The sequence below is a fragment of the Pseudoalteromonas sp. RW-H-Ap-1 genome, assembly GCF_048318575.1.
Lineage (GTDB): Bacteria > Pseudomonadota > Gammaproteobacteria > Enterobacterales > Alteromonadaceae > Pseudoalteromonas.
On record NZ_CP166996.1, the window covers coordinates 2,673,931 to 2,700,104 of the forward strand.

Annotated in this window: 22 protein-coding genes and 1 pseudogene; 13 read left to right on the forward strand and 10 right to left on the reverse strand. The window is 39.3% G+C overall.

Going from position 1 to position 26,174, the window contains the following annotated elements; translation table 11 throughout:
- Nucleotides 1-85 precede the first annotated feature (85 nt).
- Complete coding sequence (locus AB8618_RS12815; protein ID WP_409423830.1) at nt 86-970, reverse strand: LysR family transcriptional regulator; 885 nt, start codon at nt 968-970, stop codon at nt 86-88.
- Between the two features lie 110 nt (nt 971-1,080).
- On the opposite strand from AB8618_RS12815, the gene AB8618_RS12820 reads away from it, so the two are divergent.
- Both AB8618_RS12820 and AB8618_RS12825 read left to right on the forward strand, forming a co-directional pair.
- Nucleotides 1,081-2,223 carry an alkene reductase gene (locus tag AB8618_RS12820; RefSeq protein ID WP_409423831.1) on the forward strand — a complete coding sequence of 381 codons (1,143 nt, stop codon included), beginning with the start codon at nt 1,081-1,083 and terminating at the stop codon, nt 2,221-2,223.
- 255 nt (nt 2,224-2,478) lie between these two features.
- Entirely contained in the window at nt 2,479-3,666 is a 1,188-nt protein-coding gene (locus tag AB8618_RS12825; protein WP_409423832.1) for a sensor domain-containing diguanylate cyclase, read from the forward strand.
- A 65-nt stretch (nt 3,667-3,731) separates the two neighbouring features.
- Here the strand turns inward: AB8618_RS12825 and AB8618_RS12830 are convergent, their stop codons facing one another.
- The gene (locus AB8618_RS12830) at nt 3,732-4,259 is read right to left on the reverse strand and encodes a hypothetical protein (protein ID WP_409423833.1); all 528 of its coding nucleotides are present in this window, start codon (nt 4,257-4,259) and stop codon (nt 3,732-3,734) included.
- 282 nt (nt 4,260-4,541) lie between these two features.
- Here AB8618_RS12830 and AB8618_RS12835 point away from each other — a divergent pair, with 282 nt between their 5' ends.
- Together AB8618_RS12835 and katG are read left to right on the forward strand one after the other, a co-directional pair.
- A complete protein-coding gene (locus AB8618_RS12835) occupies nt 4,542-5,882 on the forward strand; it encodes an L-cystine transporter (protein ID WP_409423834.1) in 1,341 nt (446 codons plus the stop codon).
- A 302-nt stretch (nt 5,883-6,184) separates the two neighbouring features.
- The gene (katG, locus tag AB8618_RS12840; protein ID WP_409423835.1) at nt 6,185-8,452 is read left to right on the forward strand and encodes a catalase/peroxidase HPI; all 2,268 of its coding nucleotides are present in this window, start codon (nt 6,185-6,187) and stop codon (nt 8,450-8,452) included.
- A 61-nt stretch (nt 8,453-8,513) separates the two neighbouring features.
- Here the strand turns inward: katG and AB8618_RS12845 are convergent, their stop codons facing one another.
- Nucleotides 8,514-10,394 (reverse strand): MFS transporter, encoded by a 1,881-nt coding sequence (locus AB8618_RS12845; protein WP_418157309.1) that lies wholly within the window; start codon nt 10,392-10,394, stop codon nt 8,514-8,516.
- A 232-nt stretch (nt 10,395-10,626) separates the two neighbouring features.
- On the opposite strand from AB8618_RS12845, the gene AB8618_RS12850 reads away from it, so the two are divergent.
- The 5 genes and pseudogenes from AB8618_RS12850 (at nt 10,627) to AB8618_RS12870 (ending at nt 14,063) form a co-directional block, all read left to right on the forward strand.
- On the forward strand, nt 10,627-11,406 hold the full coding sequence (locus AB8618_RS12850; protein WP_008111401.1) for a DUF2189 domain-containing protein: 780 nt from the start codon (nt 10,627-10,629) through the stop codon (nt 11,404-11,406).
- 173 nt (nt 11,407-11,579) lie between these two features.
- A complete protein-coding gene (locus AB8618_RS12855) occupies nt 11,580-11,999 on the forward strand; it encodes an HPP family protein (RefSeq protein ID WP_409423838.1) in 420 nt (139 codons plus the stop codon).
- A gap of 156 nt (nt 12,000-12,155) precedes the next feature.
- Nucleotides 12,156-12,524, forward strand: a complete 369-nt coding sequence (locus AB8618_RS12860; RefSeq protein ID WP_409423839.1) for a DUF2237 family protein — start codon at nt 12,156-12,158, stop codon at nt 12,522-12,524.
- Nucleotides 12,525-12,831: 307 nt separating this feature from the next.
- Complete coding sequence (gene dps, locus AB8618_RS12865) at nt 12,832-13,356, forward strand: DNA starvation/stationary phase protection protein Dps (protein WP_409423840.1); 525 nt, start codon at nt 12,832-12,834, stop codon at nt 13,354-13,356.
- Nucleotides 13,357-13,609: 253 nt separating this feature from the next.
- Nucleotides 13,610-14,063, forward strand: a pseudogene (locus AB8618_RS12870) (c-type cytochrome).
- A gap of 62 nt (nt 14,064-14,125) precedes the next feature.
- Here AB8618_RS12870 and AB8618_RS12875 read toward each other — a convergent pair.
- Nucleotides 14,126-14,836, reverse strand: a complete 711-nt coding sequence (locus AB8618_RS12875) for a VC0807 family protein (protein ID WP_409423841.1) — start codon at nt 14,834-14,836, stop codon at nt 14,126-14,128.
- Between the two features lie 610 nt (nt 14,837-15,446).
- Between AB8618_RS12875 and AB8618_RS12880 the strand changes: the two genes are divergently transcribed.
- Nucleotides 15,447-16,775, forward strand: a complete 1,329-nt coding sequence (locus AB8618_RS12880; RefSeq protein WP_409423842.1) for an MFS transporter — start codon at nt 15,447-15,449, stop codon at nt 16,773-16,775.
- Between the two features lie 84 nt (nt 16,776-16,859).
- Here the strand turns inward: AB8618_RS12880 and AB8618_RS12885 are convergent, their stop codons facing one another.
- Nucleotides 16,860-17,714, reverse strand: coding sequence for a hypothetical protein (locus tag AB8618_RS12885; protein ID WP_409423843.1), 855 nt, complete (start codon nt 17,712-17,714; stop codon nt 16,860-16,862).
- A 318-nt stretch (nt 17,715-18,032) separates the two neighbouring features.
- Between AB8618_RS12885 and AB8618_RS12890 the strand changes: the two genes are divergently transcribed.
- Genes AB8618_RS12890 through AB8618_RS12900 form a run of 3 tightly spaced genes read left to right on the forward strand, consistent with a single transcriptional unit; the run spans nt 18,033 to nt 19,868 of the window.
- On the forward strand, nt 18,033-18,665 hold the full coding sequence (locus tag AB8618_RS12890) for an energy transducer TonB (RefSeq protein ID WP_413400747.1): 633 nt from the start codon (nt 18,033-18,035) through the stop codon (nt 18,663-18,665).
- Nucleotides 18,666-18,679: 14 nt separating this feature from the next.
- Nucleotides 18,680-19,270 (forward strand): sigma-70 family RNA polymerase sigma factor, encoded by a 591-nt coding sequence (locus AB8618_RS12895; RefSeq protein WP_413400748.1) that lies wholly within the window; start codon nt 18,680-18,682, stop codon nt 19,268-19,270.
- Nucleotides 19,257-19,868, forward strand: a complete 612-nt coding sequence (locus tag AB8618_RS12900; RefSeq protein ID WP_413400749.1) for a hypothetical protein — start codon at nt 19,257-19,259, stop codon at nt 19,866-19,868. Before AB8618_RS12895 ends, AB8618_RS12900 begins: the two co-directional genes overlap by 14 nt.
- 92 nt (nt 19,869-19,960) lie before the next feature.
- On the opposite strand, the gene AB8618_RS12905 is transcribed toward AB8618_RS12900, so the two are convergent.
- From AB8618_RS12905 to pbp4b, 5 genes are all read right to left on the reverse strand, one after another.
- Nucleotides 19,961-20,989: an RES family NAD+ phosphorylase gene (locus tag AB8618_RS12905; protein WP_409423847.1), complete on the reverse strand. Its 1,029-nt coding sequence runs from the start codon at nt 20,987-20,989 to the stop codon at nt 19,961-19,963.
- Between the two features lie 17 nt (nt 20,990-21,006).
- A complete protein-coding gene (locus tag AB8618_RS12910; RefSeq protein WP_409423848.1) occupies nt 21,007-21,939 on the reverse strand; it encodes a sce7725 family protein in 933 nt (310 codons plus the stop codon).
- 134 nt (nt 21,940-22,073) lie between these two features.
- A complete protein-coding gene (locus AB8618_RS12915; protein WP_409423849.1) occupies nt 22,074-22,859 on the reverse strand; it encodes a sce7726 family protein in 786 nt (261 codons plus the stop codon).
- 171 nt (nt 22,860-23,030) lie between these two features.
- On the reverse strand, nt 23,031-24,407 hold the full coding sequence (locus AB8618_RS12920; protein WP_413400751.1) for a Na+/H+ antiporter NhaC family protein: 1,377 nt from the start codon (nt 24,405-24,407) through the stop codon (nt 23,031-23,033).
- Nucleotides 24,408-24,514: 107 nt separating this feature from the next.
- Nucleotides 24,515-26,173 (reverse strand): penicillin binding protein PBP4B, encoded by a 1,659-nt coding sequence (pbp4b, locus tag AB8618_RS12925; protein ID WP_413400752.1) that lies wholly within the window; start codon nt 26,171-26,173, stop codon nt 24,515-24,517.
- Nucleotide 26,174 lies beyond the last annotated feature (1 nt).

Here is a 26,174-nt window from a genome sequence, read left to right on the forward strand (position 1 = left end):
AGCTAGTCTATTGCAAGTAAATTCAACGCAGTTAGCGCTCAAAATAGCTGCTTGAGATAATAAATCTAGCTCACGCAAAGTCAGTCTAAATACGCTTTAATTGTGCAATAAGCCACTGATGAATCTCGCTATTATTTGAACGAGGATGCCAGGCTGCAATCACCTTAAATGGCGGCGGTAATACTTCAATCTCCAATTGCTTTACCTTACTATTTGGCAATAACCGTGATGGGTAAAACGCAATTAAATCGGTGGTATTGAGTAAATCAGGCACTGATGAAAACCCAGGTACTGACATGACAATATTTCGTTTGTAGCCTTTATCTGCAAACCAGCGATCGTGCGATCCACGTAAATTTGCTCTAGATGCCGACACCACCAACTGCGGCCGACTCGCAACCTCAGATAAGCTCAAAGGCTGTGAAGATGTGGGCGCATGTGCGCCTGCAATACAAATATGCTGTTCTTCAAATAGGGTATCGTAAACTAAATTATCAGGAATAAATTCAACAAAGCTAATCAGTAAATCAAGCTCCCCTGCACTGATAAGCTGGTTAACGTTATCGGATGCGAAGTCTCGAACAATCAACTTTAAACCTGGCGCTTCACGGCGAGTAATTGCTAATAACTGGGGTAAAAGTGCAGCAATCGCATAGTCCGTAGCACTTATAGTAAAAACGCCTTGATAACTCTGCGGGGAAAACTGTGACGGCACCAATAACGCGTCTAGTTGACTCAGAATTTGATTAATTGATAGTTCAAGTGCCAGCGCTTTTGGCGTTGGCAGCATCGTATTGCCTTGACGAATAAACAGCCTGTCATCAAATAAATCGCGTAATTTTCGCAGCTGCTCACTAATAGCTTGCTGAGTTAGCCCCATTTTTTGTGCAACATGCGATACATTTTTTAATTTAAGCAAAGCGCTTAAAACTCGCAACTGCTTTATATCCAGCCGACCTATACCATTCATAATTGTATCTAAAACAAAAAAGTGTTGTTTCAAATTGTAGCTTTTAATCTCTATGCTCACCAGCATTGTTATTAGCGCTAAGCAGCATAGTTAATTTAAAAGGTATTAAAATGAGTCAACCGAGTAAAAATATCGACAGTTTATTTTCATCCATTAGTTTAGGGCCATATACCCTGAAAAATCGTATTGTTATGCCGCCACTTACCCGCTCACGCAGTACAGTACCTGGCAATATCCCCAACGAAGTAATGGCAACTTACTACGCACAACGTGCAAGTGCTGGCTTTATGGTTACCGAGGGCACTCAAATTGAACCCAGAGGACAAGGATACGCTTGGACACCCGGTATTCACTCTGCTGAACAAATCGTTGGCTGGAAAAAAGTGACTAATGCCGTGCATGCAGAAGGGGGAGTTATTTTTGCCCAGCTGTGGCATGTAGGCCGTGTATCGCATACTAGCCTACAACCAAATGAAGCCAAACCTGTTGCTCCCTCAGCAATAGCAGCTGATAGTGTGAAAGTGTTTATAGAAACAGGGCCAGCTCAGGGCGCTTTAGCCGATCCAAGTGAACCACAAGCTTTAACAACAAATGAAGTAAAAGAGCTTGTTGGCATGTATGCACAAGCTGCCCGTAATGCGCTAGAGGCTGGATTTGATGGTGTGGAGCTGCATTGTGCTAATGGCTACTTAGTAAACCAATTTATTTCTGAGCATAGTAACCAACGTGAAGATGAATACGGTGGTTCACTGACTAATCGCTTACGCTTTTTAAAAGAGATTGTTGCTGCGGTTAGTGACGTAGTTGGCGCTGAGCGTTTAGGAGTTAGATTTGCGCCACTATTTAGCAGTACTGATGAAACCCGTGTTTATTTAGGATTAGTAGAATCAGACCCTCAACATACTTATATAGAAGCCATTAAAGTACTTGAGCAAGCGGGTATTGCCTATCTTTCAATTGCTGAAGCCGATTGGGACAATGCTCCTGATTTGCCGGAGCAATTTTATCAAGTGGCACGCGCAGAATTTTCTGGACGTATTATTTACGCAGGTAAATACACAGTTGATAAATCTGTGGCAATGCTAGCTAAAGGTTATGGAGATTTATTTGCTTTTGGTCGCCCTTTTATTGCCAATCCTGATTTACCAGCGCGTATTAAACATAATTGGCCATTAAATGAAGCCGATGCTACTACTATTTATGGTGGCACTGAGCAAGGCTACAGTGATTATCCTCGCTACAAAAACGATTAGCAAAATGGCCATGGATGGCCTCTAAAATTGCTAAAAGCGCGATAATCCACTCTATCTAAACCTCCCAAATAAGTCTTATCACTGTTTTTACCTTATCGAAAATATCATACATTTGGTTAAAAAATGTCGATAAAAGTCATTTAAATTAGTTTTAAAGTATTGTTTTTAAATAATTAACAAGCATTAAAGTAGTAATATTTCTCAATATGAATACAATAAGCCTTTATTTTTAGACATCGGTCTTTGGAGCATAGGTTGTTAAAATTAGCAGGAGTTAAATCAACTTCTTTGAGCCTTTTAGGTCTATGTGGCTTATTTTTATTATTAATTCAGTTTCAAGCTCAATGGCAAAGTAAGCTCTCCCTTATTAATAATCTTGTTTATCCATTACTGATTATTACTGCTGTATTTGCTACTCAGTTTAATCGAAGTCGAGTTGCACTACTTTGCGCATTTTGGGTACTTTATTTATCTTCATTAGACTACGCTTTACCCTGGTCTGACTGGCTCAAAGCGCAACCTGACTGGACCTTATTATGCGCTACAAGTTTATTAATGCTATTGGCAGTTATAAAAGATAGAGCGCTCTTATCAATACACACAGTAACTCGCAGTTTACTCGTTATTGTCTGTGGCGGTGCTGCATTTGCTTGGTTAGCACTGAGCCAACACTTGCAAGAACTAACAATACAATCTTCTTTTTATATTCAGCTGCTTCCTTATTTACCCATTGTTTTACCGCTTTCAATAATTGGCGGCTTGCTTATTTGGCAAAGCTTAAGAGCCCATAACCTGACTCAAACCGCCTTATTAATTACTTTTATTGTGTGGTGCCTTAATCAGCAACACATTATTGATTTTCCTTGGTCTGTAATAGCCGTGCTTATGGCTTCTTTGTATTTATTGGCAGTAAGTACAGACTCTTATTATTTAGCCTATAGAGACGATTTAACCAGCTTACCAACGCGGCGAGCACTTAATCAGCTTGCTTTATCATTAGGTCGAAAATACACCGTTGCTATGCTCGACATTGACCACTTTAAAAAATTCAACGATACCTATGGCCACGATATTGGCGACCAAGTGTTAAAGCTAGTGGCGGCTAAAATGGCTGGCGTTAAAGGGGGTGGCAAGATTTACCGCTATGGCGGAGAAGAGTTTACAGTGGTGTTTCCACGCAAAACAGCTGAGCAATCAATCCCTGAACTAGAAACACTGCGTGAAAATATTGCCACCTACGACATGGTGATCAGAAACCCAAAACGCACCGATAAAAAATCTCGCAAAGGTAAACAGCCAAGTGACCACAAAACGGTAAACGTGACGGTTTCTATTGGTGTAGCGCAAAGAGCGGCAAAACAAAGCTTTGATGAGGCATTAAAAAATGCCGATTTAGCCCTTTATAGAGCTAAAAAGAAAGGCAGAAATAACGTAAGCGAGTAATACTTTTAACGTGGCACGCTAACTTAATAATGGCGTGCCCAAAAGCGGCTAATTTAACCTGTAGTTTATTGCTTTTCCAAAACCGCTTTTAAATTATTTAATGCTGATACAGAAAAACCACGGTCGTAAAAGTAAATAATTTTACCACTCTCATCAAGCAGTATCACACGGCTGTTATTAGGGTTTTCGTTGCCAGTAAATGCTTGAACTTTATCGCCATCTTCGTAAATTGTGATCACCCCACCCCACAACTCTTTTGGGATCCCTTTGCGCATACCATTATCAATTAAGGTACTAAACATGCGAGGAACCATACCCTGAATGGTTGGTAACTCATAGGCAGTCACATCAACTGCACTCATATCTAAACCAATAAGCCAACGATCAATATCAAACTGACTGTCTTGCTTGTAACCTATTAATAGCAATGTATTTGGGCTGTTAAAGTCATCAGGAATGGTGAATGACTGTTGCTCTAAGCTTTCTCCACTAACAGTGGGAAATTGCTTACCAAGTAGTGCTTGATTTGGATACTGAGTTGAGCACCCGCTAACCACTAAAACCATCACCACCGCCATTATTGCCTTTAACATACCTTTACTCCCTATTTTTAAATAAAACTAAAGTGAACACGTTAACTAAATAATTGGTACAAGACTTACGCTTTAAACCAGACTTACGATCCATAGTAACTCCCATAAATTAAATAAAATACAAGCATATGAATAGGTTTGTTCGATAAAATGTTTATTCGTTATACTTTAATATTATTACTATATTCATTTTAATTCTATCCCATAGCGAAAGCGTATTTTGTTAACACCTTACAAAGCGTTAAAGTGCCGCGCTAATTCACAGCTATAAAAGAGGGTACCATGTCGCTTGCTGTATTATTAATGTTGGCATTATTTGTCGGTTTGCTGTTTGCTATTTATCTTGTTTCGCAAAAAAGCAGCTCTTTATCTCGTACCGTTTTATTTGGTTTAGTGCTTGGTAGTGCCTTTGGTTTAGCCTTACAGTTTTTATTTGCCAACTCACCAGAAACCATTAAAGAAATACTCAGCTGGGTAAGCATAGTAGGTAAAGGCTATGTCGGTTTGCTAAAAATGATCATTATGCCATTGGTATTGGTCTTTATGATTGCCGCAGTGGTTAAGCTTGAGAACCAAGGCTCACTGGGGAAAATCTCCTTTATTAGTATCTCTGTTTTACTGTTTACTACTGCAATTGCAGCGTTAATTGGTATTGCGGTAACGTATGGATTTGACTTGAGCATAGAAGGGCTTGTTTCGGGTACTCGTGAAGCCGCTAGAATGGACACCCTACAAAGCAAAGCCGCGAATGTAGCCGACTTAAGTGTGCCGCAAATGCTACTGAGCTTTATTCCTGAAAATCCCTTTGCGGATCTAAGTAATCAACGTTCAACCTCTATCATTGCCACGGTTATATTTGGTGTACTTGTTGGTATAGCTGCACGTAAAGTAATGCTTGAAAAAACAGAATTAGCTAGCCCAATTCGTAACGGTGTAAACGCCCTACAAGCAACAGTAATGAGCTTAGTTCGCATGGTAATTGCACTAACGCCTTATGGTGTTGCAGGCTTAATGGCAAGTGTTGTGGCAAACTCTAGTAGTAACGATATTTTAAATTTACTCGCCTTTATTGTGGCTTCTTACGTGGCTATTTTATTGATGTTTGTTGTGCATGGTTTACTGCTTAGTTTAGTCGGCGTTAATCCAAAACATTACTTTGAAAAAATTTGGCCTGTGCTCACCTTTGCCTTTAGCTCACGTAGCTCAGCGGCATCGATTCCTATGAATGTTGACGTGCAAATTAACCAGTTAAAAGTGCCACCTGCAATCGCTAATTTATCGGCTTCTTTTGGTGCCACTATAGGTCAAAACGGCTGTGCTGGTATCTACCCTGCCATGCTTGCAATGATGGTTGCGCCAAGCGTGGGAATTGACCCACTCACATTTGAGTTTATTTTACCGCTAATTGGTATTGTGGTTATTAGCTCGTTTGGTATTGCAGGTGTTGGCGGCGGTGCTACCTTCGCAGCGTTAGTTGTATTACCGACTATGGGATTACCTATAGAGGTAGTGGCTTTGCTTATTTCTATTGAGCCATTAATAGACATGGCGCGCACTGCACTCAATGTATCGGGTGCTATGACCTCAGGTGTGATCACCAGTAAATTAATGAAAACTCAATAACACTGACTTTAATTTAATAGCCCAGCCTACGCTGGGCTTTTTTATGTCCGCCGCTTTCAAAGCTCTTTAGTGATTCGTTTATTTAATCAATTAACTTCAATAAATCATTTTTATAGATTGCACTAATCGCTTTATTTCGCACACAGTTTTTAGCCCCTTTACTATACTATTCCCATCGCTCAGTCATTCAGGCTTGTTTAACAGCTTGAATGAAGTATCAACCTACTGTTTTTAAATGAGTAGACCCTATTTTTAATACGCTTTGTATATAACGAGATTCGTTAACTTTAAGGAAGCTGACAATGAAAAACCGATCATTTACAAAAAAAGCGCTTGTTGGATTTATAAGTGTGGCACTTATGTCTGGCTCTGCTTTTAGCCAAGAAAAACCACAAATGTCTAAGCCACAAGGTGCTGTAGGCATGGGTGAAGCAAAAGTGGGCGCAACCAGAACCAATCAATTTTGGTGGCCAGATCAACTTAACCTATCTCCTCTTCGCGATCATGATCTACGCTCAAACCCTTACGGTAGTGACTTTAATTATGCAGAGGCATTTAACAGCCTAGATTTAGACACTGTAAAAAGTGATATCGACGCTCTGCTAACCCAATCTCAAGACTGGTGGCCGGCAGATTTTGGTAACTATGGTCCATTTTTTATTCGTATGACCTGGCACAGTGCAGGTACCTATCGTACGCTTGATGGACGTGGCGGTGCTGGCGGTGGTCAACAACGTTTTGAGCCGCTTAATAGCTGGCCAGATAACGTAAGCTTGGATAAAGCGCGCCGTTTACTTTGGCCAATCAAACAAAAATACGGTGAAGCCCTTTCATGGTCAGACTTAATCGTATTAGCGGGTAACGTTGCCCTAGAAAATATGGGATTTGAAACCTATGGTTTTGCTGGTGGTCGTACTGACGATTGGGAACCTGACATGGTTTACTGGGGTCCTGAAGTAGAAATGCTTGCCAGCGACCGTGAAGATGCCAGCGGCAAACTAGAACGCCCATTGGGTGCAACTCACATGGGTTTAATTTATGTAAACCCAGAAGGGCCTAAAGGAGTACCTGATCCTATTGGTTCAGCTAAGAACATTCGCGTTGCGTTTTCTCGCATGGCGATGAACGATGAAGAAACCCTGGCACTTATCGCCGGTGGTCACACCTTTGGTAAAATGCATGGTGCGCACAAACCTAAAGACTGTGTGGGTGCAGAGCCTGCTGCAGCAGATATTGAAGAGCAAGGTTTAGGCTGGAAAAACAAATGTGGTAAAGGTCACTCTGAAGATACCGTATCTAGTGGTTTAGAAGGCGCATGGACACAAGCACCTACTCGCTGGTCATCATTATACTTAAGCAATCTACTTAACTTTGAGTGGAAACAAACTCGCAGCCCTGCTGGCGCTATTCAGTGGATCCCAACAGATGAATCATTACATAAGTCAGTACCTGATGCGCACGTTAAAGGTAAATTTAACCCACCGGTAATGACTACGGCCGATTTAGCGTTAAAATTTGATCCTGAATATCGCAAAATTGCTGAACGCTTTTTAAATGACCCAAAAGAGTATCAACTTGCATTTGCTAAAGCATGGTACAAATTAACTCACCGAGATATGGGGCCACCACGTAACTTTTTAGGTAAAGAAGTACCAAAAGAAGACTTAATTTGGCAAGACCCTATTTCAGCAGAGACTAAATCAAACATTGATGCTGATGCAGTAAAAGTGCTGAAAGCTGCTATTTTAGACTCGAACCTAAGTGTACCTGAGTTAGTACGTGTGGCATGGGCATCGGCTGCCAGTTACCGTGATTCAGATATGCGCGGCGGTGCCAACGGCGCACGTATTGCGCTAGCACCACAAAAGGATTGGGCAGTAAATAATCCAGCAGAAACCGCAAAAGTACTTAAAGTATTAAAAGCGATTCAAGCTGACTTTAACGACAGCTTATTTAGTAAAAGCCAGGTATCGCTTGCTGATTTAATTGTGCTTGGTGGTAATGCAGCGATTGAAAAAGCAGCCAAAGATGCAGGCTACTCAGTAGACGTGCCGTTTAATGCTGGTCGTGGTGATGCTACACAAGCACAAACTGACGTTAATGCATTTAGCTTATTAGAGTTGCCTGCCGATGGTTTTAGAAACTATTTTGATGCAGAGAAAAGCTATAAATCACCAACTGAAATGCTGATTGATAAAGCGGATCAGCTTGACCTAACAGTTCCTGAAATGACTGTATTAGTCGGTGGCTTACGTTCACTTGATGCAAACTATAAAGGCACTGACTACGGCGTATTTACTGACAAGCCTGGTACCCTAAATAACGATTTCTTCGTTAACTTATTAGATATGTCGACGGTATGGAAAAAATCGTCAGATGCAGGCATTTATCAAGGCTTTGATCGTCAGTCGGGTGAGCAAAAGTACACTGCTACTTCGGTTGATCTGATTTTTGGTTCAAATTCAGAACTACGTGCAGTTGCTGAGGTGTATGCCTTTGATACATCAAAACAAAAGTTTGTAGAAGACTTTGTTGCGGCATGGACTAAAGTAATGAATTTAGACCGTTAATAACCATTAAGTAATACAACCACAGCGCTGCAATTAATTGCAGCGCTTTTTTATTATAAAGCTACTTTAAAGCAAATACTCGATCACGTAAGTCATCGGCACTCACACTTTCAGGTGCAACTGGCTCACCAATCGCTACGCTTACCAACGACCATTTGGGTCTAGGTAGTCGCCATTTAGTTTTTCGACTAAACATACTGCCCCATAATCCATCTAAATGAACAGGGATAACAGGCACAGGCGTGCGCTGAATTATTTTTTCAATGCCACGGCGAAATACATCAACCTCGCCATCACCGCTGAGCTTGCCTTCAGGAAAAATCCCCACCAGCTCACCACGTTTCAGTGCTTGCGCAATGTCATCAAAAGCTTTATTAAACGCCTTAGGATTTGATTTTTGACTATCGATTGGAATGGCTTTGGCCATTTTAAATAACCAATTAAGTGCCGGTGAATAGTAAATAGGAGCAAATACAACAAACCGAATAGGCCTAGGTGACGCCGCTAAAATAAACATCCAATCAACAAAGCTAACATGATTACTTACCACTACCGCAGCCCCTTCATCGGGAATGTTAGACTCGCCTTTAGTGCGCACGCGATACATGCAAATCGCTAAAATATAGATAATAAAACGTAAGAAAAACTCCGGTACTTTGGTATATATGTAAAGCGATATTAGTAAATTGAGCCCTGCTAATAACAACAGTAATTGTGAAATATCCCAGTGTAATAGCGTTAAAGTTACAATACTTAAAACAGCGCTGCCGACCATAAACAGTGCGTTTAATACATTATTAGCTGCAATCACTCGAGAACGGCTATCGGGGTGAGTACGCTGCTGAATGAGTGCATACAAAGGCACGGTATAAAACCCCGAGGCAATACCAATACCTGCCATCCAAACAAAATGCCAGAGCATATCGCCAGTATTAATTACTTGCTCAAGAGTAAGCTGCAACTCACTAACTTGGCGATAAAATTCAATACCAGGCTCTTGGCTTAGTAAATATAAAAATAAGGTAATTAACAGTGCACCAAAAGGCACAATACCTAACTCAATACGTGAGCGTGATAGCTTTTCACACAATAAAGATCCTAATGCAATACTCAACGAAAACACCACTAAAGCAGCCGTCACCACCAACTCATCGCCTCCCATTACATGTTTTACGTAATTAGGGAGCGCCGTTAGTATCACCGCACCAATAAGCCAAAACCAGCTGATCCCTAATACTGACTTACCCACCGACTCGGTTTGTGCGTTAAGCGCATTAAAAACACTTTTGGTTGAAGTAATAGGGTTAATCGATACTTTTAAGTTAGCATCATTGGCTGCACTTTTAGGAATAAATCGACTGCTTAAAAAGCCAATAACCGCAAGGCTTACTATTGCGATACTGATATAAATAGGGCCCGCTGTTTGGGTTATATAATAGGTGCCAAATACGGTGCCCAATAAAATTGCTACAAAAGTGCCCGACTCCACCAGTCCATTCGCTTTAGTTAGCTCATTTGGGGCCACATGCTGCGGTAAAATAGAGTACTTAAGCGGTCCAAAAAAAGTGCTTTGTAAACCCATTAAAAATACCGTACCTAACATTAACCAAACCTGCTCGGTTAAAATCGATACTACGCCCACCAGCATAATAGGAATTTCGCAAAACTTTACGATGCTGATCAGTTTTGATTTTTCCAACTTTTCTGCAATTTGCCCAGCCATGCCTGAAAATAGAAAAAACGGTAAAATAAATAATCCTGCCGCCAGATTAGAATAAAAGGCACCATCAGCTACCGTTGCAGCCTGAAAAATTAAAATAAGCAGGATTGATTGCTTATAAACATTGTCATTTAAAGCAGAGAAAAACTGCGTCACAAACAGAGGTAAAAACCGTTTACTACCCAGTAAAGCTCCTTGAAATTGTTGTTTATTTTCCTTCATTACGGTCTCTTAAAATTAGCTTCAGGGCTTAGATTACCACTGTGGAAAAGAAATACGAACCCACTTTTTAAGTACATGCTCAAACATATATTTAAATAAACGAAATAGCTAACCCAACAAAAATGACTAACAAATGAACAAAGCGACTAAATCTTGCGTATGAGTGTTTATGAGTTGTAAATAAAACATCTATGTTCTAAACCTAAAAGGTGACTAAAAAAGGAGCATCTTTATGCCAACTACAAACACAATAGACAAAGACACTAAATTCGCACGTTGTTTAGAGTGCAACAAAGTAAATACATTTGCCGCTTTTCACTGGCTTTCGTTAGCGTTTAAAGATATGGCGCGCGCGCCCATGTTAAGTTTAATTTACGGTTTAATCTTCACGCTTATTCCGGTAGCGATTGTTTACTCTGTTGTACTTACCGACAGCCACTTAGCTATTTTACCTGCAACCGTTGCTTTTGCTTTAATCGGTCCGGTATTCGCCGTTGGCCTATACGATGTAGCCTGGGAACTTGAAAAAGGCCATAAACCTACATTAAGCCATTCATTAAAATCAATGTTTCGTAACCCCGTAGGTGAATGGGGTTTTGCGGTATTACTCATGGTGATTATGATTATTTGGATGCGCCTAGCTGCAATTGTGCATGCATTATACCCAAACCATGTAAACCCCACCTTTGAAGAACTTTCTGCGTTTTTAACTATAGGCAGTATTATCGGCGGAATTTTGTTGGTCAGTGTGTTTTCAATCTCAGCATTTACCCCGCAAATTATGATGGAAAGACGCGTTGATATAATGACCGCAGTCGTTTCTTCAATCCATGCAGTTAAAGAAAACTTTGCAGCCATGGTTGTGTGGTCAATTTGTATATTCGTACTGGTAGCGCTGGGCTTTGCTGCAGGTGCCGCTGGATTCATTATTATTATGCCGCTACTTAGTTACGCTAGTTGGCATGGATACATCGCAGTTATCAAAACTAAAACACCACGTGGCTATGAATAACACTTACCAGTAGTTTTAAGCACTTAATTAAATGCTTTTGGGCATTTAATTAAGTGCTTCCTCCTATCCCTCTGTTTGTTAAATCCGCAAAAACCTTGATCTGAATAAGGTGCAAAGCTTAAAAATAGCGCTAATATAAGCTGATACACTGCAGATAATATAAAGGAATAAACATGAGTCAAAACGTTACAGACTTAATGACAGCTAACCCATTTTCGGTAAACGTAAAAAGCACTTTGCATGACGCACACAATTTAATGAAAGAAAAAAACGTTCGTCATATTCCTGTTATTGACGAAGAAGGCGCATTTGTCGGTATGCTCACACAAAAGATAATGGTCGCCAAAGTCATGGGGATCATGGCAACGTTTGGTGCTAATGCATTACAACGCAAAGAAAAACTCACAAAAGTAGAAGATATTATGGTGAGTGATTTTATTAGTGTAACCCCAGAGCAACCGCTATCAGATGTCGTTAAGTTTTTTGTAGATAATCGCCACGGTTGCATGCCCGTTGTTAGCGAACAAGGTCAGCTAGTAGGTATTTTAACGTCTTCTGATTTTGTACGTTTAGCTGCAGCACTGCTCTCGTAAATCCCTGATTTAATAAAAACTGTATTTAGCTCTGCCAAATGCAGTTTTTATTCGCTTAAAAGATATATAAAATTAACAGCATAGATAGCTAAGTCACTAACAGCCTGTTATGGTAAACACCCTGCTTTTAATGGTTATTACAAGGTAAGTTTTCATATGGCTAATCAATTAAATGTACTAGGAACTCGCTTACAACTTTGCTGTGGCAACGGTGGCTATACGCGTGAGGGGTTTTGCTATGTACCAGATTCAGACTTTGGCAATCATAGTGTATGCGCCATTATGACCGACGAATTTTTACAGTTTTCCAAGGCGCAAGGTAACGATTTAATTAGCCCTAACCCTTTGTATGATTTTGCTGGTTTAAAAGCTGGCGATAAGTGGTGCTTATGTGCGATTCGTTGGTATCATGCCATTGCTGCGTGCGTTGCTCCTCCTGTGGTACTTGAAGCGACAAATCAAAAAGCGCTCGACATTATTCCGCTTGAAGTATTAAAAGCACATCAATTTCAAAAAACGCTATAGCGATTAAACCCTGAACTCTACTTTTCTTTTTGCCTAAATACCTTAGGCAAAAATAGCCTTTAAAGTACTCCATTTTTAAATGTATTTTTTGCAGAATTTACAAAAAAAGTGCATGTTTTTCATACCCTTTAAGCTAAATACTCCTTGAAGCTTTATTAAACAAAAATAAATCAATAAATTTCAGTAGCTTACAATAAAAACTTTACCGGCATGCTCATTGCTTCTATTAGAACAGACGTGTTCGTTATCGCAATTAAAACACTCACTTGAGTTAAGCGAACACTATTTTGAAATAGTAGGAGGCATAATGAGTAACAGTAATAATGCAAACAAAGTAGCTGAATTTACCGCTCCCGGTGTAGAAAATGAATCAGCAAGTAAAGCAATATCTGTTCTAGAAGATCGCATGGTAGCGCTAATTGATTTACAACTAACTTTAAAGCATATTCATTGGAATGTAGTAGGTCCAAACTTTATTGGCGTACATGAAATGCTAGACCCACAAGTTGAAACCGTACGTGAAATGACAGACACTATAGCAGAACGTATTGCCACTTTAGGCGGCGTGCCTGTTGGTACACCAAAATCAATTGTCGATCGTCGTTCGTGGGAAGATTACGCTATCGGCAAAGGTTTAGTAACTGAACACCTAGCCGCCTTAGACAAAGTGTATAACGGCGTTAACGGTGATCACCGTAAAGCTATAGAGTCACTTGCTGAGCTTGATCCGGTATCTGAAGATATGATCATTGCACAACTTGCAGAGCTTGAGCAATATCAATGGTTTGTTCGCGCCCACATAGAGTCATCTACGGGCCAATTGAACAGTTAGTATTTTAGGTAAACGCTACTTTAACAAGCCCAGCAAATTGCTGGGCTTTTTAATGTTTGCGATGTTTCATCTCATCATTAATTATCATTCGACTTTTTGGTTATTCCCCTTAAGCATTTATGTACAACATTTAGGCTAGTCGCCACTCTTTGACTACACTCAAATTAGGTTATTTCTTAAAAAAAGTATTTGTTAACGCAAATAAGTTTGCGTTGGTAATACATAAAATTAACTTGAGAATACAGGAACTATAATGAAATACACTCTACTAATCGTGTGTTTAATTGCACTCACAGGCTGTGATAAAGGCGTTGATTCTCAACGAGGTTTTAGCTTGCCAGAGGGGAATGCAGAACAAGGCAAAACCGTGTTTTTTAAAATATAAATGCTTGGCATGTCACACCCTTCCAGGCGTTGAAGATAGCAGCGTAACAAAACATGACGATATTTCTATTAAGCTAGGAGGTAATAAAACCAAAATAATTACCTATGCTGAGCTGGTCACGTCAGTGATCAATCCCTCACATCGGTTTTCTAGGACTTATAGACCCGACGCCAGAAATGAAGATGGCAGCTCAAAAATGACGGTATTTAACGATACCATGACCGTATCTGAACTCACCGACTTAGTCACTTTTTTACAACCAAACTATAAGCTCATTCCATATCACGAAACTAATTATCACCATTATTCTCGATACAAATGATATTTAAAAACACAAAAAAGCCGTTTTTAAAAAACGGCTTTTTTGATTGTTAAAACAAAATATTACTCGGCATTAACCATGTCTTCAAATTTCATACCGGTTAGCTTGGTCAGTACCTTAATCACATATATAAAAATACCAATAAGCATCAACATAGAAGGAATGGCAATAACGGGGTAGCTTAATAAGGTCATTTCGCCAAGCTGCTCGTTAAATTCCACGCTACCTGCTGGGCTAGTAACAATCCATTTAGCTAAGAGGTAATTCATAGTTGATGAAAACACAAAGGTGAGTGCTAATAAGTAATTAGCGTTAGTAATTTTTTGTTTAAAACTTTGCGTATTGCCGCGCTCATCAAGGGCATCGTAAATAGTGTCTAACTTAAATAAAAGTGAGTTTAATAAAAGTTTGGCTAGCAAGGGTTTACCAAAAAAGCCCGACATCAGCACGGTAAAACCAATGATTGCTGGTATAGCCGCTTCTTTTATTGCTAACCACTCAACATTAAGCTCAAACAGCGCAATACCACCGGTAAGCAAAGTACTTAAAAAGCCCAAAAGTGAAATAAAATTTAATGAGCCCGCTTTTATAAAATCATAAATACCGTAACTAATAGGGAATATAAGCGCCACAATTAAGCCAACCACGCTGCCTAAATATTCAGGCCCTGAAAATTTCATTAAAATGACTGAAGGTATGATGATATTAAATACGATTTCGATAAGCGGATTATTCTTTTTACGCTTATTTATAGCTTGATTATCACTGGTCATTTTTAATTCCAAAAATATTACTACTGCCATAAGGGTCTGTTGACCTTTGCGGATTAAAATTTGTTCAAACTAGGGGCGGTTTAATCGCGGCGCGAAGTTTGTAACCTAGTGGGCTAAGTAAAAACCGAGCAAAGCTTCCGCATCCTGCTCACGCCCCTTACCTACATCCATGTAGGCAACAAAGAGTAAATTGCCCCTAGGCAGAACCCTTCGGGCAGCGCCTGTTTGGCATTGATGCTGCGTTATCGCCTATTTATGGGGAATACCACACCACATAGGCGCTGCCTTGCCTAAATACCAAACAGACTGCTGCAAATTTAACCTTAAAAGGTCAACAGACCCTAACTTCCTCTCTAAAGAGTAAGTAATGCTGAAAATTATCTTTAAGCATAATACCTGCAATACACTCGCTATTCTAGCATTGCACTCAACCGCCCGATTTTTTAGGTCGCTACCTTATCAAATACTATTTTTATTAATAAATAATTTATCGGACACTCTATATTCTTACGTTACGTGATCATTATTACAGAACACATTTTTTACAGCTTGGAAAACCTTCATGCTTGCTCTAGTATCTAGTTGTCTTAGCTCAATAATTTGCATTTAAATGAAATCATTTCCATCACTATATTTTGCCAATTTATTTTTAATTATTGGTACCGGCTTACTTACAACCTATTTAGCCCTGTATTTAGGTAAACAAGGCACATCCACATTTTGGATAGGCTTAATGACCTCGTGTTATTACCTTGGCTTATTACTGGGTTCAAAACTTGGCTATCATTTAATTAAATCGGTGGGTCACATCAGAACCTTTGCAGCAAGTACTGCGGCGGTTACTGCCTGTGTGGCCGCACACGGAGTAAGCGACAATCTATATATATGGTTAGGCCTTAGGCTTTTTGTTGGCTTAGGGATGATGTGTAATTACATGGTGCTAGAAAGCTGGCTAAACGAACAATCAGCGCCTGAATCTCGCGGGCGAGTCTTCTCTTTTTATATGATCACCTCTTACTTAGGGATGATTTTAGGCCAACTAGCGCTCGCACAATTTCCTGAGCTAGGGTATGCACCGCTATTTTTAGTATGCATGGCGTTGGCTATCGGTATTATTCCAATTTCTATCACTCGCAGAATTCACCCAAAACCGTTAAAACCGATAAAAATGAGTCTGTTTGATTACGCTAAAAAAGTGCCACAGTCGCTTACTGCAGTGCACTTTGCAGGCATTATCAATGGTAGTTTTTATGGCCTAGCGCCTATATTTGCTAAGCTATCTGGCTTTGGTGCCGCAGAAATTGCTATTTTTATGTCGGTTACTATTTTTGCTGGTTTGCTAGCCCAGTGGCCAATGGGGATGCTCTCTGATCGCGTTCGTCGTAGCGTATTAATTCGAACTAATGCAGCAGCTATCGGTGTTGTAAGTTTGGCATTGTTTTTATTGCCTACTTCACAACTAACAGCTTACATACTCACTTTTATCTTTGGTTTATTTGCGTTTACTTTATATCCGCTTTGTTCTGCGCTAGCTAATTCGAGGGTTGAGGACGAAGAGCGCGTAGGCGTATCATCTGCATTATTAGTCGCTTTTGGCGCCGGTGCAGCAATAGGCTCAACAGTTAACGCACAGCTGATGACCTACTTTGGTCACCAAGCATTGTATGCGTCAATTTCGCTATTAACCGTGGCTATGTACTTACTACTAACCTTTATTAACTCTAAACAAAAAGTTGAACAGCCAGAACCCAGTGATTATGTGGTCGGTACATCCGATGTTACAAACTCGCCACTGGCCGCTACGATGGATCCGCGCATTGAAGAAACCACCGCGCAAGATCAAATGTTGGTAGTAGATGAAGATGATGATGAATTTTTTGAGCATCCCCAAGGGGAGCTGTTTAAAGACCTAGAAAACGAGAAGAATATGAAGAGTTAATACTTACTATTTAAAATAGTAATAAAAATGATAACAAAAAAGGGGAGCCTCCCCTCTTTTTTGTTATTTTTACTACTTAATACATTACTGGCTTATCTGTGGCTTAATATCACTTAAATCTAAATGGATAGTCATTTCAAAATTCTCAGGCTGTACAGCAACATCACTTAAACCTGTTCTCGCAAAATAATCTTCAAAGTCTTGCTGATATTTAGCCGAAAACTGCGTATACGCGGTAATAAACAAACTTAGCTTTTTAGCTATTATTGGATAGGCTGCGGCAAGTTCTCGCAGTTTTTCAGGTTCAGCAAAGGCAAATTCAGCATAAATATTAAAGTCGTTCCCCATTGAAGTTTTGCCATAATCAGATAAAAAGCCCGAATTATAATCTGGCGCTAATTCATCTTTTGTAAGCGCTTCATAATTTGATACAGCAGGTTCCCAATCTTCACTTAATAAACTTTGCCACGTTACCAATATTGAAGGTGAATGATTAAAAATAAGTGAACTAAGCTCATGATGGAATCCGCGAAATGCGTTCTTATAGTTGGCTTCTGTTCCATTCCATTGTGTAATATTAGATAGAGCTATCCATTTAGACCCATAAGTCCCCCCAGCTGCCGCACCTTCAATTTTTATAGAGCTAGAAATATATACAACATCAATCACTTCAGAAACAAACCCTTTTGGATATACACTTAAGGCAGACTCAATACCATCTAGAGTATCAGAAGCATCTTTTAAAGTGGTTCTAGTTATATTTACATTGTTTAAAGTAGCATCTTTGTTTGAAAACTCTTCTGGGTAAGATTCCTTCGGGTCATCTGTTTTAATGTCTACTTGGTATGTTTTGGATAAACGATTAGCTTGCTCTGTTTCACTTTCGAAATATGAACACGCACTAACAAATAATAAAAAAACGAATATTACTTTTTTCATTTATAAAATCCTTTTTAATGAGCATGCCTGAATGTTGCCACCGCTACTACTGAGAAGCAAAATCTAACAACAGCAGGGAAGCAACTTAAAGCTCTCAATTTCATCTACCTAAGGCAAATAAAATAGAAAATAACAGTCAAACTTCAAAATAACTACATTCTTTTTAGCCAACCCAAAATAAAAAAATCAAGAAACCTTTTATATAGGTTAAATACTACCCCTGTATTTTTAATTAAATTTTAAAACTATTTGACCCCTTTTCTATTTGCCAGCCGTTATAGCTCTGAAACAACATAATAAATTAATTTGGAGCGGCTTATGCACACACTTGAATTCCCTAAAAACCCCATGTTCAAAACATCAACAGCTGTTATTGGCGGTGCTGCGATGACCTTTATCGCATTTGCCTTTATGCAATACTTAATTAGTGGCGAACAAAGAGCACCTATAAAATCGGGTGATGATATTACTGTTGAGATTTTTCAAGCACCAGAAGATAAACAAACCACGCATATTAAAAGAATACCGCCACCACCCACACCTAAAGTGCCACCTAAAGCACCACCACGTGTAGCACCTAGTAATGAGCCAATAACAGCAATAAGCACAGCACCACCCATAATAATTGACGGATTTGGTGACGATATGAAGCAAACACTTACCCGCCCTACGGGAGATGCTTCACCCATTGTGCGCATAAATCCTAAATACCCAACTAGCGCAGCACGTGATGGTATAGAAGGCTGGGTGCAACTTAGCTTTAATATTTCACCCACAGGTGAAGTAATTGATGCCACAGTAGTAAATGCCGAACCAAAACGCATATTTGATCGCGAAGCACTTCGCGCTATTAAACGCTGGAAATATCGTCCAAAAGTAATTGAAGGTGTGGCACAATTACAAACGGGTCAAACCGTACAGCTTGATTTTAAATTAGACAGTTCGCAGTAAGGAAATAAGCGCCTATGCTATTGAGTATTAAGTCATGGTTATTTGAAGCACCAAGCAAAGACTGCATGGCGCGGTATGCAAAAAGTGGCGACAACCGCCACTTAGAGCAACTTATTGCCTTATACAGTAACGATTTGTACCATTATCTGGTAACGCAATCTAATACACATTTAGCATATGACGTAAGCCAACAAACATGGCTAAAGGTAATCGAAAAACGCCACCTTTACCAAGCGCAAACCACGCCTAAAGCCTGGTTATTTCGACTCGCACGTAACACATTAGTAGACGAATACCGCAAACAGCAACACTTTGTCGAGTTTGACGAAAACAGCCAACTGCCTGCGCAAAATGACAATCAAAGTGAATTAACAAGTAGTGACTCACACATAGGCGACACACACATAAGTTACGAAGCATTTAACACTGCGCTCAAGCAACTTAGCTTTGTGCAGCGCGAAGCCATCACCTTACAACAAGAAGGCTTTAGCCTTACCGACATAGAGCTTATAACGCAAAGCAACGCCCAAACCATAAAAACAAGGCTACGCTACGCCAAACAAAACCTAAAACAATTATTAGGAGATTATAATGAACAAGCCTGATGAGCAGTTTAATGAAAAGCTCACACAACATTATAACGAGCGAAAAGCACGTACCACTCTTTCGCATGCTCAACAACAGGCGTTAAAACACTCCGTAATCCAAAAACAACCTAAAAAGCTTGGTTTTGCCCTGCAACTCACAAGCCTTACCTGTGCACTGTGCTTACTAGCCTTTATAGTGCTCGACAGTAACAACGTGATAAATACAGCCCCTAAAACCGTATTAAACACCATAGACATACACGACTACTCGTTTATAACAACGCATGAAATAGATCAAACAGGTAACTACGCAAGTACCATAACGCAACAAAAACGCGCGCTCGACACCCAACTAGCAAACGACTTACGCCGCCATCAACAACACCACATAGAATACGGCACGCTCGTAAAGGTCGACAACGACTGGTACATAGCCAGCTGCAATGACGAGGTACTGGTACAAATTAAGCAGTCACTGCTCAGTGATTTAAAAGGGAAGCATGCAGTTGAAAGTAATATAAATACGGGTGATATACTCGCTATGGCACATAACGGCAAAGGGCAGATTGTGGCGCTTAAACATGCGGGAGATGGGGTTAAGCAGTGTGGGGCTTAGGCTGGTTTTGTTTAGTATATTTAAAAAAGAAACTACTGCAATTTATATTTAAATAATTTACCAAGAACATAATCATTCTTGCATACAATAAATTATTGCTGCAAGTCATCGTTAACAACCTTGATATGAGATATTTTTACTGAGTTAATTTGAACTTGGCTTATATTGAAACACTCAAGCTTAGCCTCGTCAAAAATAGCATAATTATCTCCATCACCTAGTGCGCTTTCATAAATAACACCATCATAACCCTGAGATTTTATAAATTCGCACAAATATTGACTAGATAAGTACTCGAGTTGCGCTTTCGACTGTGAAACTGGTTTAGTAAGCTCTTCGCCTAACATCTCAAGCAGATTTAAACCTTGATAGATATTTTTTAAGCTAGCTTCAGAATACCTAAATGGCACTATTGTTTTTCTAGGAGCTCTTAAATCAACCAGTTTGAGCTCTTCTTTAGCTTTAAATGTTGCAATAGTAATAAATTCATTATTATGTGGTCTCACCTCTGAAACAGCAGTATTCTCCGTCGAAGCAACATATAAATAAGAAATACCAAAAGGGTTTGCTCTTCCATTACTTGCAAGTGTTTTCGGTGGTGCTCCCATTTCATTTGCAGGGAATAACTCTTTAGATGTCTTTTGTATTCTAGCTCTATAATACTTTGAACCCTCAATAGGCACTTCAGCTGAAAGGTAGCTAATTAAAGAAGCTAATGCGTCATGTTGCGGAAAAGTAGTAGGAAAGAAGCGATTCACATGTTTAAGTTCTTCTTTAAAGGATACCCAATCAAATAACTCCGTTTGTTCAGCAGCTGGGATATAATTTAATCTTAAATTTTCATCTCCATACTTTATACCGCGTAAAAGTACAATTACCCTTTCATCTGGTACAGTATCAAATAATAACCAATCCTTTTTTAATAATGAAATCAGTGACTCACCTTTTTCATGTAGTTTATACAGTTCAATTAATGAATTAAATAGGTTATGTAAATGCTCAACTTCAATTAATGCAACATTTTTACTCCCACAGATCGAGCAATCGCCATTTTTCTTAGATTTAACGGCTATATCTTCGCTAATAAAATCTGAGTTTAAACAGTTTCCGCAATATTCCATGTGAACCTATCCCTTGGTTACTTTAAAAAATCAGCTATTAATTCTAGGTGGTGCTGCATTGACAGCTTTTTAACATATCCCAACCCTGGATAATGCTGTCTAGCTGCTAACTTGTGAAACTCTTGATGAGCTTGAGAAGAGAATATTTTTGGATCGTTATCATTAACAAGCTTATTGAGTGCTTCAAGAAATTTACCTCCGGGGTCTGCAGGAGAGCTATTACTCTCAGAAAGATAATGTTTAATAAACATATCATCTTCATCACTCTCATCAAGATACGTTAAATGTATAGCTACAGCATACGCTGGCCCACCTGACTCGGAATATTCATCACCATTAATTAAAAAATCCCCAAAACCATCCATATTTTCTTCTTTATACATAATATGAAGTTCAGAAAAATGCTCTTTAGCTGGGTAATCTTTATTAGACTTTTGCCTATTAAATCCATCTTTAATTAAAATTCTTTTATCATTGGTAAAAATTCTGCGATATCGCCTTTGCGCAAACTTTTCTATGAATATATGTGTGAACTCTTTATTAAAGCCTAATAAAGCTTTTGACAGCTCCTTACCTTCGGTAAAACCATAGTGAATTAGTTCAATATTATTATCAGGGAAGTTATTTAAATAACCTTCTACAGTAATAACCTCTGTATCTTCATCACATATCAAAGCAATACTTAAATTTTCGTACTCGAGAATTCCCTCTTCATTTAAGCAATCAATTAACCCTGTATTATCAAAAGAAAATTCACCATATATAGGATTAATTATCACTGAGAACTTACATCGTTCTGAAATTAAAACTTTAAGTGATTTAATCAAAGGATTTAGATTTCCCTTAACAGGCTCAATTATCGGTGAAATCTGTGATGCGGATATTAATTCTGCATTCTCCCTTAGGAGAATCAATTCATTTTGCTTTCCACGAAGATAAGGGTAATACATTGACTTTCCTTATATTTATTACCTTATTCATTAAAGTATGCCCCGAGACAATGCCAAAGACAAATTATTTATTTGCTTAATAGATAACCTACTACAGAGTGCTGTAACCTTTAAAGATTTTGGAGCACGAATAACTAGCTCTTTTTTTGCGTTGATAGGTTTCTATTTTTTAACTCACCCAATATATATTTATGAGCTACTCGAATAGGTATATCTTTAAATAGCTTTTTACACTCTTTATATAATAATGTATTAGGTACATCAGGTACAAAACCATGATGTAAATTTACTATCCTAACGTATTCACTTTGTCTCAGTGCATCAAACTGCACATTTTTACAAAGCTTGTCGAGGTTAGATAGCGGCTTTTTAACTGTTCTAAAAGTATCTCTCGAAGTAAGTTCGATTAAGCCTACATTTGATGGGATTTTATCTAATAATTTAGGTATGTGCTTTTTATCTGTCACCACACTAACAAACTCTGAGAAACTTTGATAATCCAACAGTTGCTGGTCTAATCGCTCCAAAGAATCAAGCTCAGTTTTAATTTCATAGATATGGGATGTTCCATTCAAAATTATAGCATCCGCTTTGCTTTTAGCGACACGAAATTCAGATAACATAGATGCCGTATTCAATGAATATTTACCAAGTAAAATTTTATTAGCTATTGAATTCTTATAAAGATATTCATTCCTATAAACTTTCGATAACTTACTATATGTACATTCAAATAACTCGCCTAAGTTCTCATAATGCTCAACTTTAATATCTAACTCTTTAATAATAGAGTTAAGCGTTGGCGAAAAGCCTGTATTGGCTAATTCATTAAAAACTGAAGACGAAAAAACACGTGCCAAAAGTGGCCCGAATTTTTTATCAGGGTTTAAAATTTTTGATGGGTCGTTTTCTGATTTCATAAAAACCAATATAAAGTTAATTCGATATATTTTACAGTAGATAGTGACTTTTTTTGAATCTTATTTAATAAATGGCGTAATTGTGTAAGTAAAATTCATAAATAAGTGCTTGAATTACTAAACAAAAAAGCCTGCAATTAAGCAGGCGTTTTAGTATTTTGTACTAAGTCATTATAACACAATTAAGCTCGTTACTAAGTACGCTACAAACGTTAGGCCACCGCCCACTAATGCATAGGGTAACTGGGTTTTAACGTGGGTGAGTAAGTCACAGCCTGATGCAATGGCCGATACGGCGCTGGTGTCGGATATAGGCGAGCAATGATCGCCAAATATCCCGCCACCTAAAATAGCGCCCACCACCAGCGATGGCGGTAAACCAAGCGCTTGAATAAGCGGTACGCCAATGGGGATAAGTATGGCAAATGTGCCCCACGAGGTGCCTGTAGTAAACGACATAACCGCACCTGTTAAAAACAGTACTGGCACTATTAAATATATTGGTAAGTAATCGCCCACCAAAGATGCCACAAACACGCCTGTTCCTAACTCTTTTAAGCTTGCTCCTAAGGTGAGCGAAAGCAATACAATGCTTACCAGCGGGAGTAGTTCACCCATGCCTTTAAAGCCGGTATCGACTAATTGGTGGTGGGTAAATTGGCGCGAACCAATCATTAAACAATAGGCCACAACAATAGCCAGTACCGTGGCATACAATACCGATTTTGAGCCACTACCCTCGGCAAGTACCCCGTTACCGGTGTAAAACATAAAGCCGACCATGCTAACAATTAGCGTTAGCAGTGGCACTAGCATAAAGCGTGCTTTAGAGCCTTTTACTTCTTCTTTTAGTTCGGTCTTTTGTAGCTCTAACTTTTGCTCGGCTACTTTCATTGGGCCATGTACTTTATCGAACGCAATGGTATAAAAAACAATAACCAGGGTGATTATGGCGTAAAAGTTATAGCCTACGCTGCCCCACAATACCGATACCGCCGACTCGCCTAATTCGTAATTACCTAACAAGCCCAGTACAAATGCACCCCAGCCATTTAATAAAATTAAAATACACACAGGGGCGCTGGTGCTATCGATTATGTAGGCTAAACGCGCGCGGCTCATTTTAAATTTGTCGAACAGGCCGCGAGATAAAATACCCGAGGTAAGCACACTTAAGTTTGACTCTATAAATACCGCAACGCCGGTAAACATAGTTAAAAAGCCCACTTGGCGCTTACTTTTCGCAACGCCTTTGTTCATCAGCAAATTAACGGTAGCAGCGACGCCGCCAGACTCACGAATATAGGCAAGTAAGGCGCCTATTAAAATACTAAAGATGAGTATACGGGTATTACCGGGGGAACTTGCTACAGCGACTATGCGCTCAATGCTATTTAAAAACGTAGTAAATACGCTATTTCCTTCACCTTGTAATGCGAGTAAAAATTCCGATGAAATTACCGCAACAAGCAGTGCCATAATGACTTCTTTGCGCCAAAACACAATAATAATGGCAATCAGCGGTGGCAAAATAGAATACCAAGACATAGCTAAACCTTTTTAATTTTTATAATAAACGCGGCTTTAACAGCCTTGGTTAGTTAATAGTAAGCAGTTAACTTAATAGATTTACACCATTAAGTCACTCACTGAGTTTACTGATTTAACAGCGCCTCATAAATTAATGAAACAATAGAACCATATTGAGCTGTTTCATAGTTTTTACCTACAAACTGATAACGTTTTTCACTACCTTTAATTGGTGAATGGCGTGCATTGGTAAGTAAAACAATAGCTAAATCGTAAGCGGGATCAATCACAGTTACTGTGCCAGTCCAACCTGTGTGTCCATAAGCTTGTGGGCTGGCATACGGACCAAAGTGCCAGCGCCGCGCTTGATTATTTCCAGCAAGACGAAAACCTAAGCCGAAGGTTTCATCGGTACTTTGTGGGGTTAAAAACTGCGCCAAGCTACTGGCATTAAAAATTTGCTTATCGCCGTAACCGCCCTTGTTAAGTAGCACTTGGCATAAAATAGCTAAATCGGAGGCATTACTAAATAGTCCAGCATGGCCTGCTACACCATCAAGTGAGTAAAAAGCACGCTCGTCATGCACCTGCCCTTGCAGTACATTGGTGCGAATATTATCAAAATGAATACGGCCATCTCGGGTATTACCACTAAGCTCTGTGGCGGCAAACTGCTGACGATTAAAGCCTTTTTTAAGCGGGTTAAATAAAGTGTTGTTAAGCTTTAAAGGCGCGTAAATATGCTGCTCTAGGTATTCGTCGAGTGGTTGGCCGCTAATACGCTCAATTAAAACACCTAAAATCATGTAATCAATATCAGAGTAAACATGCTGGGCGCTTGGCTCGCTAGCTAGTGGCACGCTGGTGAGCAGTAATTGTTTGGTGGTGTCGCTGGCTTGTGAAAAAAACGCCTCGCCATAGCGGGTATCTTTTCGATGAAAGTCGAACACTGGCGGATAACCGGCTTTATGAGTGAGTAAATCTTTAACTTGGCGCAGCTCTCGTCCATCGCCTTGGTATTCTGTTAGGTAATCACTCACTCTGTTATTTATATTTAATCGCCCTTCGCTCACAAGCTTCATTAGTGCAAAGTTAGTGGCAAATATTTTTGTGTTTGAGGCTAAATCAAAGAGTGTATTTGTTTGCATGGGCTCTGGGCGTAACAACATTAAGTCATTTTGCTGATATTTCTTGGCATCACCATAAGCGGTTAATTTTAATATCTTACCCGCTTTAACAATCGCTAATACCGCACCAGGAAAACCCTCACTTACATCTTTTTCTATTAGCTTATCTACGGCACTAAAATCAATAGGTTTAGCCGCTGAGCTATTTAGAGTAGCAAAGGCAAATCGCAGCGTTAAACTGCCGTCAGCAGGTTGAATGTTATCAACCTTAAAAGTGTTAACTCCGTTGTGAGTGTACTGCCTTAAATTAAAGGCATACTCAGTATTTTTTTGCAGGGTATCAAGCGCTAACTTTTTATTATTAATATAAATATCGGCACTTAAGGCGCTTTCATTTTGTAGTAATAATTGCCCACGCCCTTTATACGCTTTAAAGGTCCCACGATTATTTACATATTCTCGGCTACTGGGGTTGGGCTCAGGAAAGGTAGCAATAACTTGCGCATTAGCGAGGCTTTGTATTTGATTAGGAATAAACGGGCGCTGAGATTTAATTGCACTGCTTGCGCCACTGCAACCGGTAATAATAAAGCAAAGCGCAATAGTCAGTGCGTTAAAAAAAGTACGCTTTGCTAACACGGAAAAATTTAAATACACA

Coding starts and splice junctions, on each gene's coding strand:
- AB8618_RS12815 (WP_409423830.1), bottom strand. CDS start 970: ATGAATGGTATAGGTCGGCTGGATATAAAGCAGTTGCGAGTTTTAAGC.
- AB8618_RS12845 (WP_418157309.1), bottom strand. CDS start 10,394: ATGAAGGAAAATAAACAACAATTTCAAGGAGCTTTACTGGGTAGTAAA.
- AB8618_RS12915 (WP_409423849.1), bottom strand. CDS start 22,859: ATGAAATCAGAAAACGACCCATCAAAAATTTTAAACCCTGATAAAAAA.
- dps (WP_409423840.1), top strand. CDS start 12,832: ATGAGTAACAGTAATAATGCAAACAAAGTAGCTGAATTTACCGCTCCC.
- AB8618_RS12830 (WP_409423833.1), bottom strand. CDS start 4,259: ATGTTAAAGGCAATAATGGCGGTGGTGATGGTTTTAGTGGTTAGCGGG.
- AB8618_RS12920 (WP_413400751.1), bottom strand. CDS start 24,407: ATGTCTTGGTATTCTATTTTGCCACCGCTGATTGCCATTATTATTGTG.
- katG (WP_409423835.1), top strand. CDS start 6,185: ATGAAAAACCGATCATTTACAAAAAAAGCGCTTGTTGGATTTATAAGT.
- AB8618_RS12820 (WP_409423831.1), top strand. CDS start 1,081: ATGAGTCAACCGAGTAAAAATATCGACAGTTTATTTTCATCCATTAGT.
- AB8618_RS12880 (WP_409423842.1), top strand. CDS start 15,447: ATGAAATCATTTCCATCACTATATTTTGCCAATTTATTTTTAATTATT.
- AB8618_RS12835 (WP_409423834.1), top strand. CDS start 4,542: ATGTCGCTTGCTGTATTATTAATGTTGGCATTATTTGTCGGTTTGCTG.
- AB8618_RS12860 (WP_409423839.1), top strand. CDS start 12,156: ATGGCTAATCAATTAAATGTACTAGGAACTCGCTTACAACTTTGCTGT.
- AB8618_RS12900 (WP_413400749.1), top strand. CDS start 19,257: ATGAACAAGCCTGATGAGCAGTTTAATGAAAAGCTCACACAACATTAT.
- AB8618_RS12885 (WP_409423843.1), bottom strand. CDS start 17,714: ATGAAAAAAGTAATATTCGTTTTTTTATTATTTGTTAGTGCGTGTTCA.
- AB8618_RS12850 (WP_008111401.1), top strand. CDS start 10,627: ATGCCAACTACAAACACAATAGACAAAGACACTAAATTCGCACGTTGT.
- AB8618_RS12875 (WP_409423841.1), bottom strand. CDS start 14,836: ATGACCAGTGATAATCAAGCTATAAATAAGCGTAAAAAGAATAATCCG.
- AB8618_RS12895 (WP_413400748.1), top strand. CDS start 18,680: ATGCTATTGAGTATTAAGTCATGGTTATTTGAAGCACCAAGCAAAGAC.
- AB8618_RS12855 (WP_409423838.1), top strand. CDS start 11,580: ATGAGTCAAAACGTTACAGACTTAATGACAGCTAACCCATTTTCGGTA.
- AB8618_RS12905 (WP_409423847.1), bottom strand. CDS start 20,989: ATGGAATATTGCGGAAACTGTTTAAACTCAGATTTTATTAGCGAAGAT.
- AB8618_RS12890 (WP_413400747.1), top strand. CDS start 18,033: ATGCACACACTTGAATTCCCTAAAAACCCCATGTTCAAAACATCAACA.
- AB8618_RS12910 (WP_409423848.1), bottom strand. CDS start 21,939: ATGTATTACCCTTATCTTCGTGGAAAGCAAAATGAATTGATTCTCCTA.